At 74.3% G+C, this 17,394-nt stretch carries 16 protein-coding genes; 10 read left to right on the top strand and 6 right to left on the bottom strand.

Annotated elements, in window-relative coordinates:
• Positions 1-5: 5 nt before the first annotated feature.
• Positions 6-2,156: a malate synthase G gene (locus tag MTO91_RS07225; protein ID WP_476654113.1), complete on the bottom strand. Its 2,151-nt coding sequence runs from the start codon at positions 2,154-2,156 to the stop codon at positions 6-8.
• 174 nt (positions 2,157-2,330) lie between these two features.
• Between MTO91_RS07225 and MTO91_RS07220 the strand changes: the two genes are divergently transcribed.
• The 3 genes from MTO91_RS07220 to MTO91_RS07210 are packed head-to-tail and all read left to right on the top strand — an operon-like array spanning position 2,331 to position 6,383.
• Positions 2,331-3,785, top strand: a complete 1,455-nt coding sequence (locus tag MTO91_RS07220; protein WP_062400921.1) for an FAD-binding oxidoreductase — start codon at positions 2,331-2,333, stop codon at positions 3,783-3,785.
• Between the two features lie 56 nt (positions 3,786-3,841).
• Entirely contained in the window at positions 3,842-4,987 is a 1,146-nt protein-coding gene (locus MTO91_RS07215) for an FAD-binding oxidoreductase (RefSeq protein ID WP_476654112.1), read from the top strand.
• A gap of 7 nt (positions 4,988-4,994) precedes the next feature.
• The gene (locus MTO91_RS07210) at positions 4,995-6,383 is read left to right on the top strand and encodes a (Fe-S)-binding protein (RefSeq protein ID WP_405418697.1); all 1,389 of its coding nucleotides are present in this window, start codon (positions 4,995-4,997) and stop codon (positions 6,381-6,383) included.
• Between the two features lie 13 nt (positions 6,384-6,396).
• On the opposite strand, the gene MTO91_RS07205 is transcribed toward MTO91_RS07210, so the two are convergent.
• Positions 6,397-6,795: a hypothetical protein gene (locus MTO91_RS07205; RefSeq protein ID WP_476654111.1), complete on the bottom strand. Its 399-nt coding sequence runs from the start codon at positions 6,793-6,795 to the stop codon at positions 6,397-6,399.
• A gap of 224 nt (positions 6,796-7,019) precedes the next feature.
• Here MTO91_RS07205 and MTO91_RS07200 point away from each other — a divergent pair, with 224 nt between their 5' ends.
• Entirely contained in the window at positions 7,020-7,295 is a 276-nt protein-coding gene (locus MTO91_RS07200) for a hypothetical protein (RefSeq protein WP_073578221.1), read from the top strand.
• A gap of 60 nt (positions 7,296-7,355) precedes the next feature.
• Here the strand turns inward: MTO91_RS07200 and MTO91_RS07195 are convergent, their stop codons facing one another.
• The gene (locus tag MTO91_RS07195) at positions 7,356-9,131 is read right to left on the bottom strand and encodes an L-lactate permease (protein ID WP_405418701.1); all 1,776 of its coding nucleotides are present in this window, start codon (positions 9,129-9,131) and stop codon (positions 7,356-7,358) included.
• Positions 9,132-9,236: 105 nt separating this feature from the next.
• On the bottom strand, positions 9,237-10,223 hold the full coding sequence (locus MTO91_RS07190) for a thiamine-phosphate kinase (RefSeq protein WP_073578311.1): 987 nt from the start codon (positions 10,221-10,223) through the stop codon (positions 9,237-9,239).
• A gap of 100 nt (positions 10,224-10,323) precedes the next feature.
• Here MTO91_RS07190 and MTO91_RS07185 point away from each other — a divergent pair, with 100 nt between their 5' ends.
• Both MTO91_RS07185 and MTO91_RS07180 read left to right on the top strand, forming a co-directional pair.
• On the top strand, positions 10,324-10,560 hold the full coding sequence (locus MTO91_RS07185; RefSeq protein ID WP_020627802.1) for an Lrp/AsnC family transcriptional regulator: 237 nt from the start codon (positions 10,324-10,326) through the stop codon (positions 10,558-10,560).
• Positions 10,561-10,573: 13 nt separating this feature from the next.
• Positions 10,574-11,110 (top strand): DUF3515 domain-containing protein, encoded by a 537-nt coding sequence (locus MTO91_RS07180; protein WP_405418703.1) that lies wholly within the window; start codon positions 10,574-10,576, stop codon positions 11,108-11,110.
• On the opposite strand, the gene MTO91_RS07175 is transcribed toward MTO91_RS07180, so the two are convergent.
• Together MTO91_RS07175 and pdxR are read right to left on the bottom strand one after the other, a co-directional pair.
• Entirely contained in the window at positions 11,111-12,181 is a 1,071-nt protein-coding gene (locus MTO91_RS07175) for a D-alanine--D-alanine ligase family protein (RefSeq protein WP_073578224.1), read from the bottom strand.
• A gap of 110 nt (positions 12,182-12,291) precedes the next feature.
• On the bottom strand, positions 12,292-13,629 hold the full coding sequence (gene pdxR / locus MTO91_RS07170) for a MocR-like pyridoxine biosynthesis transcription factor PdxR (protein ID WP_476654110.1): 1,338 nt from the start codon (positions 13,627-13,629) through the stop codon (positions 12,292-12,294).
• A gap of 68 nt (positions 13,630-13,697) precedes the next feature.
• Between pdxR and MTO91_RS07165 the strand changes: the two genes are divergently transcribed.
• The 4 genes from MTO91_RS07165 (at position 13,698) to MTO91_RS07150 (ending at position 17,385) form a co-directional block, all read left to right on the top strand.
• Entirely contained in the window at positions 13,698-14,351 is a 654-nt protein-coding gene (locus tag MTO91_RS07165) for a pyridoxamine 5'-phosphate oxidase family protein (protein ID WP_208623055.1), read from the top strand.
• 50 nt (positions 14,352-14,401) lie between these two features.
• Positions 14,402-15,433, top strand: a complete 1,032-nt coding sequence (locus MTO91_RS07160; RefSeq protein WP_224403241.1) for a mechanosensitive ion channel family protein — start codon at positions 14,402-14,404, stop codon at positions 15,431-15,433.
• 23 nt (positions 15,434-15,456) lie between these two features.
• A complete protein-coding gene (locus tag MTO91_RS07155; RefSeq protein WP_062400907.1) occupies positions 15,457-15,840 on the top strand; it encodes a globin in 384 nt (127 codons plus the stop codon).
• A gap of 186 nt (positions 15,841-16,026) precedes the next feature.
• The gene (locus MTO91_RS07150) at positions 16,027-17,385 is read left to right on the top strand and encodes a hypothetical protein (protein WP_476654109.1); all 1,359 of its coding nucleotides are present in this window, start codon (positions 16,027-16,029) and stop codon (positions 17,383-17,385) included.
• Positions 17,386-17,394: the final 9 nt, after the last annotated feature.

Genomic DNA, 17,394 nt, shown 5'->3' with positions numbered 1-17,394 from the left:
GCGGCCTAGGCCGCGGCCTTGGCCCGCTGACGCCAGCGGGTCAGCGTCCGCTCGGTGTAGCCGTTGGGCTCGGTCGCCCCGCTGAACACCAGCTCCAGTGCGGCCTGGAACGACTCGCTGGAGTCCAGGTCCTTGGCCATCGCGGGGTAGCCGTCCTCGCCGGCGTTCTGCTCGTCGACGACGGCGGCCATCCGGGCGAAGGTGTCCCGCACGGTCTGCTCGTCGACCACACCGTGGGCGAGCCAGTTCGCGACCAGCTGGGCGGAGATCCGCAGGGTGGCGCGGTCCTCCATCAGCCCGACGCCCTCCAGGTCCGGGACGGTGGAGCAGCCGATGCCCATGCCGACCCAGCGCACCACGTAACCGAGGATCGACTGGGCGTTGGTCTCCAGCTCGTGGGTCACGTCCTGCGCCGACAGCGACGACGCGTCGGTCACCGGGACCTCGAGCAGCTTGCGACGGTCCGCGGTGGCGCGGGAGGCGATCTCGTCCTGCACCGCGTGCACGTCGACGCGCAGGTAGTGCAACGCGTGCAGGGTGGCCGCGGTGGGCGAGGGCACCCATGCGCAGTTCGCACCGGCCTTCGGGTGGCCGATCTTCTGCTCGATCATCTCGGCCATGGCGGCGGGCTTGGCCCACATGCCCTTGCCGACCTGCGCGGTGTGCGCGAACCCGGCCGCGAGCGCGACGTCGACGTTGCGGTCCTCGTAGGTCTTCAGCCAGGTGGTGGACTTCATGTCGCCCTTGCGCAGCACCGGGCCCGCGGCGAAGCAGGTGTGGATCTCGTCGCCGGTGCGGTCCAGGAAGCCGGTGTTGACGAAGATGACCCGGTTCGCGGCCTCGGCGATGCAGGCGGAGAGGTTGACCGTGGTCCGCTTCTCCTCGTCCATGATGCCGATCTTGAGCGTGTTCGCCTGCAGCCCGAGGGCCTCCTCGACGGCGCCGAACAGCTCGACGGTGAGCGCGACCTCCTCGGGCCCGTGCTGCTTGGGCTTGACGATGTAGACGCTGCCCGCGCGGGAGTTGGTGTGCGGGCCCTTCCCCTGCAGGTCGTAGAGCCCGGCGACGGCCGAGACGAGCGCGTCGAGCACGCCCTCGGCGACCTCGGCGCCGTCGGCGGTGCGCACCGCGTTCGTCGTCATGTGGTGGCCGCAGTTGCGGACCAGCATCAGCGAGCGCCCGGGCAGGGTGAGATCGGAGCCGTCGGCCGCGGTGTACTCGCGGTCCGGGTTGACCCGGCGGGTGACGGTCTTCCCGCCCTTGCGGAACTCGGCGGTCAGGTCGCCGCGCAGCAGCCCGAGCCAGGTGCGGTAGGCCAGCGCCTTGTCCTCGCCGTCCACGGTCGCGACAGAGTCCTCGAGGTCGACGATCGTGGTGACCGCGGACTCGAGCACGACGTCGGCGACGTCGGCGTGGTGCTGGGTGCCGACCTGGGTGGTCGGGTCGATCGTGATCTCCAGGTGCAGCCCGTTGCGGGTCAGCAGGACCGCGCCGCGGCCGTCGCCGTCGACCGGGCGGAACCCGGCGAACTGCGCGGAGTCGGCCAGCCCGACCGTGCCGGTCGCGCCGGTGTCGACGACGAGCCCGTCGGTCGAAGCCCGGTAGGCGGTGGCGTCGGCGTGGCGGCCCTTCGCGAGCGGGAACAGCTCGTCGAGCAGCTCGTCGGCGGCGGTGATCACCTGCGCGCCGCGGCGCTCGTCATAGCCCCGGGCGAGCTCCCCGTCCTGCGGGAGCGCGTCGGTGCCGTAGAAGGCGTCGAACAGCGAGCCCCACCGCGCGTTGGCGGCGTTGAGCGCATACCGCGGGACGGTCGAGGGGACGACCAGCTGTGGGCCGGGGACCTCGGCGATCTCCGGGTCGACCCGGTCGACCGAGATGCTCGGGGACTGCTCGGGCAGCAGGTAGCCCAGATCGGTGAGGAACTTCTCGTAGTCCTCGACCGAGCCGGTGCCGTGCTCGCGGTGCCACTCGTCGATGCGCGCCTGGATCTCGTCGCGGCGCGCGAGCGCGTCCGCGATCCTCGGGCCGAAGTGCCCCTGGAGCCGCGCGAGGGTCGACCAGAAGTCGCCCGCCGACACCTCGACGTCGGACAGCAGCTCGTCCTCGACGAAGGACTTCAGGTGCGGATCGACCTGCAGGCCGGCGGTGTCGGCCATCTGTGACCACCCTCTCCGTGTGGTTGAAGGACTGGCTGCATTTCTACCAGTGGATTATCTTTTCCGCATCACGGAAGTGACGCGGCTCCGATCGTGATCTCCGAACAGGCGTCGCGATCCGGTGTCGGCTTACCCTTCCGTGAGCCCCGCCACGCGCAGCAAAGGAGTGCAGCGATGCCTCTGGCCCGCACCGTCCACGACGAGTTCGTCGCCCTCCTGGGCGCGGCGGACGTGCTCGACGACCCGGTCCGCACCCGCACCTACGAGTGCGACGGCCTGACCGGCAGCCGGGTCGTCCCCGAGCTGGTCCTGCTACCCCGCACCGCCGAGGACGTCGCCGGCTGCGTGCGGATCTGCGCGCGCCACCGGATCCCGTTCGTCGCCCGCGGCGCCGGGACCGGCCTGTCCGGCGGCGCGCTGCCGGTCGCCGAGGGCGTCGTCATCGGGCTGAACCGGCTCAACCGGGTGCTCGAGGTCGACCCGGAGAACCGGCGCGCGGTACTGGAGCCGGGCGTCACCAACCTCGAGATCACCGCGGCCGCGTCGCCGTACGGGCTCTACTACGCCCCGGACCCGTCGAGCCAGCAGGTGTGCACGATCGGCGGCAACGTCGCGGAGAACTCCGGCGGCGCGCACTGCCTCAAGTACGGCTTCACCACCAACCACGTGCTGTCGATGGAGGTCGTGCTCCCCGACGGCGAGGTGGTCACCCTCGGCTCGGACACGATGGAGCAGCCCGGGCCCGACCTGCGCGGGGTGTTCCTCGGCTCCGAGGGCACGCTCGGCATCGTCACGAAGGTCACCGTCCGGCTGCTGCGCACCCCCGAGGTCATGCGCACGCTGCTGGCGGACTTCCCGTCGGTGTCGGCGGGCGGGCAGGTCGTCTCCGACATCGTCGCGGCCGGGATCGTGCCCGCCGCGGTCGAGATGATGGACGCGCTGGCCATCGAGGCCGCCGAGGGCGCCACCGGCGCCGGCTACTCCCTCGACACCCCGGCCGCGCTCGTCGTCGAGCTGGACGGGACCGTCGAGGAGTGCGAGGAGCAGTTCGCGCTGGTCAAGGAGATCTGCGACCGGCACGGCTGCACCCGGCTGCACATCGCGGGCTCCCCCGAGGAACGGGCGAACATCTGGCGGGGCCGCAAGGCCGCGTTCGCCGCGGTCGGCCGGATCTCGCCGGACTACATCGTCCAGGACGGCGTGGTCCCCCGGACCCGGCTCGCCGAGATCCTCGAACGGATCGACGAGATGGGCACCGACGCCGGGCTGCGCGTCGCGAACGTCTTCCACGCCGGCGACGGCAACCTGCACCCGCTGGTCCTGTTCTCCGCCGCCGAGGGCCAGACCGAGCAGGCCGAGCACCTGTCGGCGCAGATCGCGGAGCTGTGCGTCGAGATGGGCGGCTCGCTGTCGGGCGAGCACGGCATCGGCACCGACAAGGCCTGCTCCATGCCGCGGATGTTCGGCGAGGACGACCTGGCCGTCATGCGTCGCATCCGCGACGGCTTCGACCCCGACCACATCTGCAACCCCGGCAAGCTCCTGCCCACCCCGCGGCTGTGCGGGGAGAAGCCGGGGCTCTACCGGCCGCACCCGCTGGAGGAGGCGGGCCTGATCGAACGGCTGTGACCCGTCCGGCCGACCTGTCCGACCGACCCGTACGAGACCCGGAAGGGCCCGACGACATGACACGCGCTGCTCCCACCACGCTGCGCCCCACCTCGGCGAAGGAGGTCCGGGACGCCGTCCTGGACACCCCCGGCCGCCTCGCGATCACCGGCGCCGGCACCGCCACCGGCTGGGCCGGCCGCGCGGCCGACGACGTCGCCGCGACGCTCGACCTCTCCGCGCTGTCCGGGGTGATCCACCACAACCCCGGCGACATGACCGTCTCGGTGCACGCCGGGACCCCGGTCCGCGCGCTGCAGGAGCAGCTGGCCGAGCACGGTCAGCGCCTCGCGTTCGACGCCGCCCGGGTCGCCCGCGGCGCCACGGTCGGCGGGCTCCTCGCCACCGCCGACGCCGGCCCGTCCGCCCTGGTCTGGGGCGGTCTGCGGGACCTGGTCATCGGCACCACCTCGGTACTCGCCGACGGCACGATGGTCCGCTCCGGCGGGCACGTCATCAAGAACGTCGCCGGCTACGACATGGCCAAGCTGATGCACGGCTCCTACGGCACCTTCGGCCCGCTGGTCGAGGTCGTCCTGCGGCTGCACCCGGTCCCGAAGGCCGTCGCCTGCGTGGGCGTCGACGGCCCGGTGGCCGAGGCCGCCTCGCGGGTGCTGGAGCTGATGGCCAGCCCGCTGGAGCCGATCGCCGTCGAGTGGGTCTCCGGTGACCCGGGACGCCTGCTGGTCCGGTTGGAGGGCGGCGCCCGGACCCTGCCCGCACGGGTGGAGCGGCTGCGTGAGCTGCTCGGCGCCGACGCCCGGGAGGTGGGCGCGGACGCGTGGGACGCCCACACGTCGCTGACCGACGGTCCGCACGCCGGCGGTGACGGCGACGGACTCGCCCTCGACGGCGCCGTCGTCCGGATCGGGTGCGCACCGACCCGGCTGGCGCCGCTGGTGGAGCAGCTGCCCGCCACCGCCGTCACGGCCGGCCTCGCGACCGGCGTCGCGACCGTCACCGTGCCGGGGGCCGCCGTCGCGGAGGTGCACGACGCCGTCGCCGCGGTCGGTGGCACCAGCGTGCTGCGTGACCGGCCCGAGACCCTCGACGCCCCCGCGTGGGGCCCCGCACCGTCCGCACTCGCCCTGCTCAGGGCCGTCAAGACCCAGCTCGACCCCGAGGCCCGGTTCGCCGCCGGTCGCTTCGCTCCCTGGATGTGAGGCACGCATGACGAGCACCCACGAGCCCGCAGGCACCCCGACCGGGGCGGCCGAGACCAAGATCCCCCAGCAGGGCCCGAGCGCGTTCGACGACGTCCACCCGCCGCAGCGCGAGCTGCTCGACGACTGCGTCCACTGCGGCTTCTGCCTGCCGACCTGCCCCACCTACGTGCTGTGGGGCGAGGAGATGGACTCCCCGCGCGGCCGGATCCTGCTGATGGACCTGGCAGAGAAGGGCGACATCGGCCTCGACGGGCCGTTCACCGAGCACATGGACAACTGCCTGGGCTGCATGGCGTGCGTGACCGCCTGCCCGTCCGGGGTGCAGTACGACAAGCTGCTGGAGTCGGTGCGCCCGCAGATCGAGCGCAACGTGCCCCGCAGTACGTCGGACAAGCTGTTCCGCGACGCGATCTTCGCGCTGTTCCCCTACAAGCGACGGCTGCGGGCGGCCGCCCTGCCCGGCGCGCTGTACCAGCAGCTGCGGAAGGTCCCCGCGATCCGGAAGCTCGCCGAGAAGCTGCCCGGTCAGCTCGCGGCGATGGAGTCGCTGCTGCCGCCGGTCTCGGTGCGCGAGGCGTTCGCGACGCTCCCGGTGCACACCCCCGCGGTCGGCACCCGCCGGGCCCGGGTCGCACTGCTCACCGGCTGCGTGCAGGACGTGTTCTTCCACCGGGTCAACGAGGCCACCGTGCGGGTGCTCGCCGCCGAGGGCTGCGACGTGCTCGTCCCCCGCGACCAGCAGTGCTGCGGCGCGCTGGAGGTGCACGCCGGGCGCGAGGAGTCCGCGCTGGACCGGGCCCGGCGCACCATCGCCCGCTTCGAGACCCTCGACGTCGACGCGGTGGTCACGAACGTCGCGGGCTGCGGCTCGTCGATGAAGGACTACGGCCACCTGCTCGCCGACGACCCCGCCTGGGCCGAGCGCGCGGCGCGCTTCTCCGCCCGCTGCCGCGACGTGCACGAGGTCCTGGCCGACCTGTACTCCCGGGAGGACGACGGCGGCCCCCGCGCCCCGCGGACCCCGGTCACCGGCCGCGTCGCCTACCACGACGCCTGTCACCTCGGGCACGCCCAGGGCGTCCGTAACCAGCCGCGCGAGGTGCTCCGGACCATCCCCGAGCTGGAGCTCGTCGACATCGCCGAGGCGTCGCTGTGCTGCGGCTCGGCCGGCATCTACAACATGGTGAAGCCGGACGCGGCCGCCGATCTGGGCGTGCGGAAGGCGGAGAAGATCCGCGACGCGAAGCCGGACGTCGTGGTCACCGCGAACCCGGGCTGCCTGCTGCAGATCGGCAAGTACCTGCCGAACGAGGACTTCGCCGACGTTCCGCTGCTGCACCCGGTGCAGCTGCTGGACGCGAGCATCCGGGGGGCGGCGGTGCCACGGCGCTGACCCCCGCCCCCCGTCAGGAGGGACGCCGCCGGGCACGGCCCACCGGGCGCCGGTGCGACCGGCGCCATGCCGTGGCGCCGGCCGTCCGGGTACGCCCGGGCGTCCCGCCGGCCGGGACCGGGGACCCGGGGTCACCTCCGGGGTGCCGCGGCACGGACGGGCCGGCACCGGTGGACGCGGCGGGGTCGGACAGCTCGTCCGGCCGCCGGTGCAACGCCCGCAGCTGGGCACGCAGCGCGACGATGTCCCACTTGCGGGCGGTGTGCTCCCGCTCGAGCCGCTCCAGCCGCCGGTGGGCCAGTACGAGCAGCACACCGGCGGCGATCCACCCCGCCAGGGCGGCCCACGCCACCACCGCCACCAGCCCCGACACGCCCGCTCCGTCCACCCGTCCCACCTGCTCGGCACTCACCGTAGCGAGCACCCGGGTCTCCGACGGCGTGCCGGGTGAGCCACCGCACACGTCTCCGGAGCACGTCACGTCGGTACCCTGGGTGTGCAGGCACCGCCGCCCCGCGCTCGCCTCCCGGGCCCGGCGGTGCCCCGTCCCGGATGCGGCCCGTGCGGGTGGACCCCGGCCCCGGCGGGTACGGGTCCCGGCGATGCGCCCCGCCCGAGACCGTGAGGAGGCCGGAGATGCAGCAGGCCGTCGGTAACGACCCGACCACCGCGAGCGATGGACCGGCCGTGGAGGAGACGACCGTGCACCCCGAGAAGACCCCGTCGCCCGATGCGCGCCACTTCCCCCAGACCCTGGTCGCGATGGACCCGCCCACCCTCCCGGCGGCCCACCTGACCCCGCCGCCCGCGGAGTTCCGGCAGTTCCCGGCCCCGCAGCGGTCCGTGCCCGGTCACCCGAGCCTGCGGAGCCGGCTGCGCCGGGTGCTGCTGTTCTGGCGCCGCGGCTCCTGATCCACACGACGACGGCCCGGTCCCCGCAGCGATGGGGACCGGGCCGTCGTCGTCTCCGGGTCAGGCCGGCAGCCGGGTCGCCGCCCGCCGCAGGCCCACCACGATCGCGGCCAGTGTCAGCAGCACCAGGGTGAGCAGCACCGTGCCGGTGTTGAGCCCGACGCCGTGGATCAGCACGAACGCCAGCCCGCCCGAGAGCAGGCAGTAGTACGTCATCGGGATGATCGTCATCCGGATCACGTCGCCCTCCCGGCCGAGCAGCCCCACCGTCGCCGACGCGGCGACGACGTTGTGCACGGTGATCATGTTCCCGGCGGCGCCGCCGACCGCCTGGGCCGCGACCACCGTCTCCGGGGTGGCGCCGATGTTCTCCGCGGTCGCGAACTGGAACAGGGCGAACGTCAGGTTGGACACCGTGTTCGACCCGGCGACGAAGGCCCCCAGGGCGCCGATCCACGGTGCCAGGACCGGCCAGGCCGGCCCGGCGACGGCGGCGGCCCCCTCGGCCAGCGTCAGCGGCATCGAGGCCAGCCCGGTCGTGTTCAGCTCGGCACCGGAGTTGATCAGGATGCGGACCAGCGGCAGCGCGAACAGCAGCGCGACCGCGGCACCGGCGAGCTGGCGTCCCGACACGGCCCATGACGTCGCGACCTGGCGGCCGTTCATCCGGTGCAGGCCGTAGGTGACCAGACAGACCAGCAGGAACACCGCGCCCGGCGAGTAGAGCGGCTGCAGCGTCTCGTCGATGCCGGTCCCGAGGATGTCCGCGGGTCCGACGGTGATTCCCGACAGCGCGTCCTTCACCGGTGCGACGGTGCGGGTCAGCACCAGCACCGCCGCGACGAGCACGTAGGGCGACCAGGCCAGCCAGGTGCTCATCCGGGTGCCGGTGACGCCGTCGTCGGCACCCGCGGAGATGGCGCCGGTCCAGCGGTCGAGCCACCGCTCGCGCGGCGGGAAGTCCCACACCGTGCGCGGCATGAGGAAGCCGCGGCTGGAGGTGAACATCACCAGCGCCAGCCCGACGAGCCCGCCGAGCAGTGACGGGAACTCCGGGCCGAGCAGCGCGGCGACCAGCACGTAGGGCACGGTCATCGCGAACGCGGCGTAGAGCGCGAACGGGGCGACCGCTAGGCCCTCGGCGAAGCTGCGGTTCTCCCCGAAGAAGCGGGTCAGCAGGCACACCAGGAACAGTGGGACGAGCGTCCCGGCGACGGCGTGCAGCGCCGCGACCTCGAACCCGATCGCGGACAGGTAGCCGGTCGCGTCCAGGCCGAGCGCAGCGGTGCGCGCGTCGACCTCCGCCGACCCGGACAGCCCCTGCCCGATGCCGGTGAGTACGGGCGTCCCGGCGGCGCCGAAGCTGACCGGCGTCGACTGGATCACCATGCCGACCAGCACCGCGGCCAGCGCCGGGAAGCCGAGCGCCAGCAACAACGGCGCGACGACGGCTGCCGGGGTCCCGAACCCCGACGCACCCTCGATGAACGACCCGAACAGCCAGCCGATGATGATCGCCTGGACCCGCCGGTCCGGGCTGATGCCGGTGAACCCGGCACGGATCGTCGCGAGCGCGCCGCTCTGGGTGAGCGTCTGCAGCAGCAGCAGCGCACCGAAGATGATGTAGAGCAGGCCGACCGCGATGATCAGGCCCTCGATCGTCGACGCGACGATCGCGGTGGTGCCCATCCCCCAGACCAGCGACCCGATCAGGGCCGCCGCGACGAAGCCGAGCGGCATCGCGTACTTCGCGGGCCAGCGCAGCCCGACCAGCAAAACCGCGACGACGAGGATGGGGGTGAGAGCGAGCAGGCTGAGTACGCCCAGGTTGTCCACGGTGACACCCCTCCGGTGCGGGGCGAATCGCGACACGTGCCCGAATCGCCCGATCGTGAGGGCACGATGTCACCCGTCCCGGCGCCGCGCAAGCACGATGTGGAATCAGTATTTCGCGAAGTGGACCCAGCCGCCGTCGCCGTCGTAGGGACGGCCGTCGACGGTGACCCCCGGGCCCGCCTCGTCCGGTGCCTCCACCGCCCCCACCTCGGTCCAGCCCTCGGGCAGCGGCGCGTCCCCGGGGAAGGTCGCCGCCAGCGCGTGGTCCTCACCGCCGGTCAGGACCCAGCGCAGCGGGTCCAGGCCCAGCGCGGACGCGATCTCCGCCATCCGCGGGGCCACCGTGAACGGCCGCGACCGCAGCCGCAGCGCCACCCCCGAGGCCCGCGCGACGTGTGCCAGGTCGGCCAGCAGGCCGTCCGAGACGTCGATCATGGATGTGGCGCCGGCGTCGGCGGCCTGCGGACCGGCGGAGTAGGGCGGTTCCGGGACCCGGTGCGCGTCGACCAGCGCCGCCGGGGAGCGGAACCCGCGCCCGAGCACCGCCAGCCCGGCCGCGGACCAGCCCAGCCGCCCGCAGACCGCGATCCGGTCCCCCGCCCGGGCCCCGGAGCGCAGCACCGGGGCCCGGCCCTGCAGGTCCCCCAGCGCCGTCACCGAGACGACGATCACCGGCGCCGAGGTCAGGTCGCCCCCGACGAGCCCGGCCCCGGTCGAGCGGGCCTCGGCCCACAGCCCGTCGGCCAGCTGCTCGAGCTGCGCCGCGGGCGTCGACGAGGGGCACGCCAGCCCCACCAGCAGCGACGTGGGCACCGCCCCCATCGCGGCGATGTCGGCCAGGTTCGCGGCCGCGGCCTTGCGCCCGACCTGCTCGGGACTCGACCAGTCGAGCCGGAAGTGCACGCCCTCGACGAGCACGTCGGTGCAGGCGACGACCCGCCCGTCGGCGGCGGTGACGACGGCCGAGTCGTCCCCGGGACCGAGCTCCGTCGTAGCCGGTTGGACACGGTCCGTGGTGACCCGGTCGATCAGTGCGAACTCACCGACCTCCCGGAGTGAGACACCGGTCTCGGAACCGCCCTCGGGCGTGATCGCGGATGGGGACACGGGGGCGGCCTCCGGTAGGTTCTGCGTCCGACATTCCTGCCGCCAACCATCCGGCAGGTCGGCAGTTACCGGAAAGGGGCACGCCGTGGTGCAGGCATACATCCTCGTCCAGACCGAGGTCGGCAAGGCCGCCTCCGTCGCCTCCGAGATCGGGGGTCTGCCGGGCGTGGTCTCGGCCGAGGACGTCACCGGCCCGTACGACGTGATCGTGCGCGCCGAGGCGGACGACGTCGACGAGCTCGGCCGGCTGGTCGTGGCCCGGGTGCAGAACGTCAACGGGATCACCCGGACGCTCACCTGCCCCGTGGTCAAGCTGAGCTGAGACGGGCGGAGACGTGGCAGGGGCACGCGTGTCACCACCGGTCGTGGTGGCGATCGCGCTGCCCCTGCTGCTCGCCCTCGTCGTGGCGGGGCTCGCGGTCTGGGCCCGCCTGACGACGGGGCCGGACACCGGCCCCCTGGAGCTGCCCGCGCAGGCCGCACCGCAGGCGTCGTCGACGTCGTGCGACGCGGTGCTGCGCGCGCTGGGGGCGGGCATCCCCGGCGACACCGGGGACCTCGCGCCGCGCGAGATCGACCCGCCGGTCCCCGGCGCGCGGGCGTGGGTCGCCGAGCCGGAGCCGGTGGTGCTGCGCTGCGGCACCGAACGGCCGGCCGAGCTCGGGCCGACCTCACCGCTGATCGTCGTCAACGGGGTGAGCTGGCTGCCGCTGGCGACCCCGCAGGGCGCGCTCGCGACGACCTACGCCGTCGTCGACCGCGGGGTGTACCTGGAGCTGTCCGCGCCCGCGGAGACCGGTCCGGGGCCGCTGCAGGCGGTGTCCGACGCGGTCGTCGACACCCTCCCGCCGCAGCCGGTGCGGGTCCGGTAGCTACCGCAGCCCGGTCCCGCGGGCCAGCGCGGTGTCGACCATGGTGCTGAGCAGCTCGGAGTAGTCGAGCCCGGTGACCGCCCACATCTTCGGGAACGCCGAGCTCGGGGTGAACCCGGGCATCGTGTTGACCTCGTTGACGGTGATGTCGCCGTCGTCGGTGACGAAGAAGTCGACCCGGGCCAGACCCTGCACGTCGAGCGCGCGGAACGCGGTGATCGCCTTCCAGCGCAGCGACTCGGTGATCTCGTCGTCGAGCTTGGCGGGGATCTGCAGCTCGGAGGTGTCGAGGTACTTGGACTCGAAGTCGTAGAACTCGCCGTTGTAGCGCAGCTCGGCGGGCAGGCTGGCGCGGACGCTGCCGTCGGGGAACTCCAGCACCGCGCACTCGATCTCGCGGCCGGGCACGGCCGCCTCGACGAGCACCTTCGGGTCGTGCCGGCGGGCCTCGGCGACGGCCGCGTCGAGCGCGGCCGGGTCGGTGACCCGGGTGACGCCCATCGAGGACCCGGCGCGGGCCGGCTTCACGAACAGCGGCAGCCCGAGCCGGTCGCGGTCGGCGAACCCGATGTCGGTGCCGGGGCGGAGCACGACGCCGTCGGCGACGTTCAGGCCCTCGGCGCGCAGCAGCTTCTTCGCGAACTCCTTGTCCATGCCGACCGCGGAGGCCAGCACGCCGGCGCCGACGTAGGGCAGCCCGGCCATCTCCAGCAGACCCTGGATGGTGCCGTCCTCGCCGAAGGCCCCGTGCAGGATCGGGAAGACGACGTCGACCGAGGTCAGCGCCTCGCGCGCGTCGAGGCGGACCAGGCCGCGGCCCGGTTCGCCGGGCAGCACCAGGGCCTCGGCGGTCCCGTCGACCTCGGGCAGCTCGCGACCGGAGATCGCCAGCCGGACCGGGTCGGACGGGCCGACCACCCACGCGCCGTGCGGGGTGATCCCGACCGGGACCGCCTCGAACCGCTCCGGGTCGAGGTGGGTCAGCACGCTGCCCGCGGACACGCACGAGATCGCGTGCTCGGAACTGCGGCCGCCGAAGACGACGGCGACCTTGACCCGGTCGGCACTCATGGGGCCCGAGGGTAGGCGGCGGCTCCGCCGGGTCGCACAGCCGGGCGTCGGCCCGGCCCCCCGGCACGGCCGGGCGTCGGTCCGGCCCTCGGCACTGCCGGGCGGGCCGCTCACCCCACCAGCGCCGCCAGCGCGGCGGTCAGCTCGGCCCGGGTCCCGGCGGCGTACCCGACGACCAGGCCGGACGTGCCGGGTCCGTCCCGGTGGTAGTCGGCCAGCCCGCGCACGGCGACGCCGCGCCGGGCGGCCGCGGCGATCGCGGCCCGCTCCCCCTCGGGAGGGCGCAGCACGAGGTGCGCCCCGGCCGGGTCCCCGTGCGCGGCCCAGCCCGCCGTGCGGGCGGTGTCCAGGACCAGGGCCCGCCGCTCACGGAGCTCGCGGCGCAGCCGTCGCAGGTGCCGGGACAGGTCGCCGTGTGCGGCGAGTGCGGTGAGGACCAGCTGCCCCGCGGGCGACGGCCGGGTGCCGGTCCGGGCGCGCAGGTCCCGCCACGCGTCGACGACGGCGGGCGGCGCGACCGCCCAGCCGACCCCCAGCGTCGGGCTGAGGATCTTGCTCGCGGTGCCCAGGTGCACGACGTGGCCGGGCGCGAGGGCGGCGAGCAGGGGCAGCGGGGCGACGTCGTAGCGGAGCTCTCCGTCGTAGTCGTCCTCGATGACCAGGAAGTCCTCGGCGCGGGCACGCCCGACCAGGGCGACCCGGCGGGCGGCGGACAGGCGCACCGCGGTCGGGAACTGGTGCGCGGGCGTGGTGTAGACGGCCGCGCAGCCGGCGGGGACGGCGTCGACGACCAGGCCGTCGTCGTCCACGGGCACGCCGAGGACCCGCAGCCCGGCGGCCCGCAGCGCGCTGACCGCCCGCGGGTACCCCGGCTCCTCGACGGCGACGGTGGCCCCCGCAGGCAGCAGCCGGGCCAGCTCGGCGACGGCGGCGGAGGTCCCGGCGGTGGCCAGCACGGTGCCCGCGGGCGGGGTGAGCCCGCGGTGACGCAGCAGGTGGCCGGTGACGGCGTCGTGGAACGCGGGCAGCCCGTCGGCGCGGGGCCGGTCGTCCGGGGGCGGATCGGCGGCGGCCCGCCAGGCGCGGCGCCACATCGCGGGGTCCAGCGCGGCGACACACGGCCGCCCCGGGTCCAGCACCGACGGCTCGGCCTGCGGCCGGGGCCCGGCGGGCGCGGCCGGGCCCGCCGGGGCGGGCCCGGGGACCGCGGTCACGAACGTCCCCGCGCCGACCCGGCCGGCGACCCAGCCCTCGGCGAGCAGTTGGTCGTAGGCGGCGGCGGTGACCGTCCGGCTCACCCGCAGCGTCGTCGCGAGCCCCCGGGTCGACGGCAGCCGGTCACCGGGGCGCAGTGCCCCGCCCACGGCCGCGGCGCGGAGACCGTCGGCGAGCTGGACCGCCAGTGGGGTCGCCGCGGCGCGGTCGAGGACGATCGGGAGATCCTGCACAGTGGCCTTTCGTCCGCGACCGGAAGTGGCCGTTCCAGGATGCCACTGTCGAGAGCCATCCTCGGCTGGTGACGCTCTCCCCCACCACCCGCAGCACGCTGGGCCGCAAGCGCGACCGGGCCGCCGTCGACCGGTCCGACCTGCACGCGGTCCTCGACGACGGCCTCGTCGCCCACCTGGGCTTCGTCCGCGACGACGCACCCGTCGTCCTCCCGACCGCCTACGGCCGCGACGGCGACACGCTCTACCTGCACGGCTCGTCCGGGGCCCGCTACCTGACCGGCGACACGCTGCCCTGCTGCGTGACCGTGACCCACCTCGACGGCATCGTGCACGCCCGCGCGCTCATGCACTTCTCGATGAACTACCGCAGCGCGGTCGTGCACGGCGACGCCCGCCGCGTCACCGGCGACGACGAGCGTCTGCACGCGCTGCGGGTGATCGTCGAGCACCTCACCCCGGGCGCATGGGACCACGCCCGCCGCCCGGACCGCCGGGAGCTGGCCGCCACCGCGGTGTTCGCGCTCGACCTGACCGAGGCCAGCGTGAAGAGCCGCTCCGGGCCGCCGTCCGACGACGAGGCCGACGTCGCCGCCGGTCTCGCCTGGGCCGGCGTGGTGCCGCTGCGTACCGTCGCCGGGCCTCCGGAGACCGCCCCTGACCTGCAACGACACCGGTCGGTTCCGGACCACGTGCGCGACCGTCGTCACACCGGCGGGTGACGTAGCCTCGGGGGTTCCGACGCAGCCCTCACCGCCCCCGAGGAGGACTCGTGACCCCCGTCGTGCTGCCCGACGTACCCCTGCAGAACGTGACGCTGATGCCGGACTGCGTGCAGGACGCCGGTTCGTGGTGCGCCACGCTCTACCGCTGGACCAGCAACGACTTCCTGGCCCAGCACGCGGACACCCTGGTCAGCAGGACCGTGGCGATCACCGTGATCGTCGTGATCGCGGTGCTGTTCCGGTGGCTGGCGCACCGGGCGATCGCGCGGATGGTCGACGGCGCCACCAACGGCCGGTTCACCGCGCTGGTGGGCCGGGCCCGCCGGCTGCGTCCGGGTGGCGGCGCCGCCGTCGCGCCGGCGGCGGACCCGGGCACCCAGCGACGGGCGCAGCGGGCACGCACCATCGGCTCGGTGCTGCGCTCGATCGTCTCGGCGGTCGTGCTGCTCGTCGCGGTGATGATGGTGATGAACGAGCTCGGCTACCCGCTGGGCCCGTTGCTGGCCGGCGCCGGGGTGATCGGGCTCGCCATCGGTTTCGGTGCGCAGAACCTGGTGCGCGACTTCCTGTCCGGCATGTTCATGCTGCTGGAGGACCAGTACGGCGTCGGCGACGTCGTCGACGTCGGGGAGGCCGTCGGCACCGTCGAGGCGGTCGGCCTGCGGATCACCACGATCCGCGACATCAAGGGCACCGTCTGGTACGTCCGCAACGGCGAGATCCTGCGCGTGGGCAACATGAGCCAGGGCTACGCGGTCGCGGTGGTCGACCTGCCGATCGCGCACCACGCCGACGTCGAGGAGGCCACCGAGCTGGCCGGGAGCACCGCCACCGAGCGCGCCTCCCAGGACGACATCGCCGGTGACGTGCTGGAGGCCCCCGAGGTGCTCGGCGTCGACAAGATCGGCCCGGAGGGCGTCACGCTGCGGATCACCGTGCGGGTCAGCCCCGGCCGGCAGTGGGCGGTGCAGCGCGCGCTCAACGGCGCGATCACCGACGCGTTCGACGACCACGGCATCCCGCGGCCGATGGTCTACCCCGGCGCGGCCTTCGACGGCCAGGCGCAGAAGCAGAACTGACGACTCCTGGGAGACTGGTCGGCGTGAGTGCACCGCAGAACTTCTACGCCGAGGTGGGTGGCGCCCCGGTCTTCCACCGGATCGTCCACCGGTTCTACGAGGAGGTCGCCCGGGACGAGGTGTTGCGGCCGCTGTACCCGGAGGAGGACCTCGGCCCGGCCGAGGACCGCCTGCGGCTGTTCCTGGAGCAGTACTGGGGCGGCCCGCGCACCTACTCCGACCAGCGCGGCCACCCCCGGCTCCGGATGCGGCACGTGCCGTTCAAGATCGGCCCGATCGAGCGCGACGCCTGGCTGCGCTGCATGCGGATCGCCGTCGACGAGGAGAACCTCTCCCCGGAGCACCGCGAGCAGCTGTGGAACTACCTGCAGTACGCCGCGGTGAGCATGCAGAACTCGGAGTTCTGACCCGAGTAGGGGCGTTACCACACAGTGTGATCGTTAGCCCGTCCGTCCGGCGGCCATTCGAGTGGCATTCGGGCGCATTACGGGTTGATCCAGCGCTGAACGTGACCGAACGCGTCCGGTCTCGTTGGACGGGACGCCGCCCCGGCACGTCGGGCGGCTCGTAGTCACCCGTCTTGGGGGTTCATCGTGAGCGTCTCTCCCTCGCTGTCCGGTCCGCATCGGCACGAGCCGGTCAACGGGTCGTCGCGGCACGCGCACCGCAGCGGCGACTCCGGGGCCCACCCCGACCGCCACGAGGGCGAGGACGGCTCCTGGTTCACCGTCGTGCTGCGCGGCTACGACCGCGGCGAGGTCGACACCCGGCTGGCCGAGCTCGACCACCGCATCCACGACGAGATCCGCCGCGCGGACGCCGCCGAGCAGTCGCTGTCCGCGGCCCGCGCGCAGGTCCGGCGGCTGCAGGAGCAGCTGGAGAACGACTCCGCCGCCCGGGCCGGTGAGGAGCGCCGCGCCGAGGAGGCCGGCTTCGGCCGCCGCGTCGAGCGCGTCCTGCAGGCCGCCGAGCAGGAGGCGGCCGAGCTGCGCGAGCGTGCGGCCGACGAGGCCGCGGAGATCGTGGAGCGCGCCCGCCGCGAGGCCGAGGACCGTCGTTCCCGCACCGAGGAGGCGCTGCTCGGCCGCGCCGCCACCCTGGACCGCGAGTTCGCCTCCCGCAGCAGCACCCTCGACGACCGTGAGCACGACGCCGACCGCCGCGACCGCGACCTCGCCGAGCGGGAGCGCACCGTGTCCGACCGGCTGTCCGGCGTCCGCACCGAGGCCGAGCGGATCCTCGCCGACGCCCGCTCCGACGCCGAGCAGACGCTGTCCACCGCGCGCGCCGAGGCCGCCGCACTGCTCCGCGACGCCGAGCAGGGCGCCGGGGAGCGGCGCTCGGCGGTCGTGCGCGACGTCGAGCGGCTCGCCGCGCTGCGCGACGACGTCCGGGACGAGCTGGCCCGGGTGCAGCGCACCCTCACCGAGGAGCTGGACCGTGAGCCGGTCTCGGCCGCCCTCGACGACGCCCTGTTCGGCCCCGCGCCCGTCTCCCTGCCGCCGGTCTCCCCGTCGCCCGTCTCCCTGCCGCCCGTCTCCCTGCCACCCTCGGCCTCGTCGTCCTCGAGCCTCTCCTCGGCCTCCTCGTCGTCCTCGGCGCCGGCGTCGGACGAGGGTTCGATCGCCTCGGTGTCCGAGCTCGGCAGCAGGCCGTCGGCCGACGCCGGCGGCTCCCGCTCCGAGGCCGGCGCTCCCGCCGAGGACGAGGACGCGCCCGCCACCGGTTCCCTGCTCCTCGGTCCCGGGCACCGCCCGGCCGAGGAGGACCCCGACAGCACCACCGTCGGCCGCATCCCGCCGATCTCGCTCACCTCGATCGGGGTCCTCCCGTTCGGTGACCTCGGGACGGGGCGTGACCAGCCCCGGACCAGGACGGACGTCGCAGGTGGGACGACCAGGACGGGCCGGGGGGCCACCCGGGGTCCGGGCCCGGGACGACGCTCGCGATAATCGAATCGT

The sequence above is a fragment of the Pseudonocardia sp. 2-7 genome (genome assembly GCF_056341085.1).
This window is presented reverse-complemented; position numbering and strand designations above follow the sequence as displayed.

Bases quoted from the DNA above. Each gene is read 5' to 3' on its own strand.
- MTO91_RS07225 (WP_476654113.1), bottom strand. From the start codon at position 2,156: ATGGCCGACACCGCCGGCCTGCAGGTCGATCCGCACCTGAAGTCCTTC.
- MTO91_RS07220 (WP_062400921.1), top strand. From the start codon at position 2,331: ATGCCTCTGGCCCGCACCGTCCACGACGAGTTCGTCGCCCTCCTGGGC.
- MTO91_RS07215 (WP_476654112.1), top strand. From the start codon at position 3,842: ATGACACGCGCTGCTCCCACCACGCTGCGCCCCACCTCGGCGAAGGAG.
- MTO91_RS07210 (WP_405418697.1), top strand. From the start codon at position 4,995: ATGACGAGCACCCACGAGCCCGCAGGCACCCCGACCGGGGCGGCCGAG.
- MTO91_RS07200 (WP_073578221.1), top strand. From the start codon at position 7,020: ATGCAGCAGGCCGTCGGTAACGACCCGACCACCGCGAGCGATGGACCG.
- MTO91_RS07175 (WP_073578224.1), bottom strand. From the start codon at position 12,181: ATGAGTGCCGACCGGGTCAAGGTCGCCGTCGTCTTCGGCGGCCGCAGT.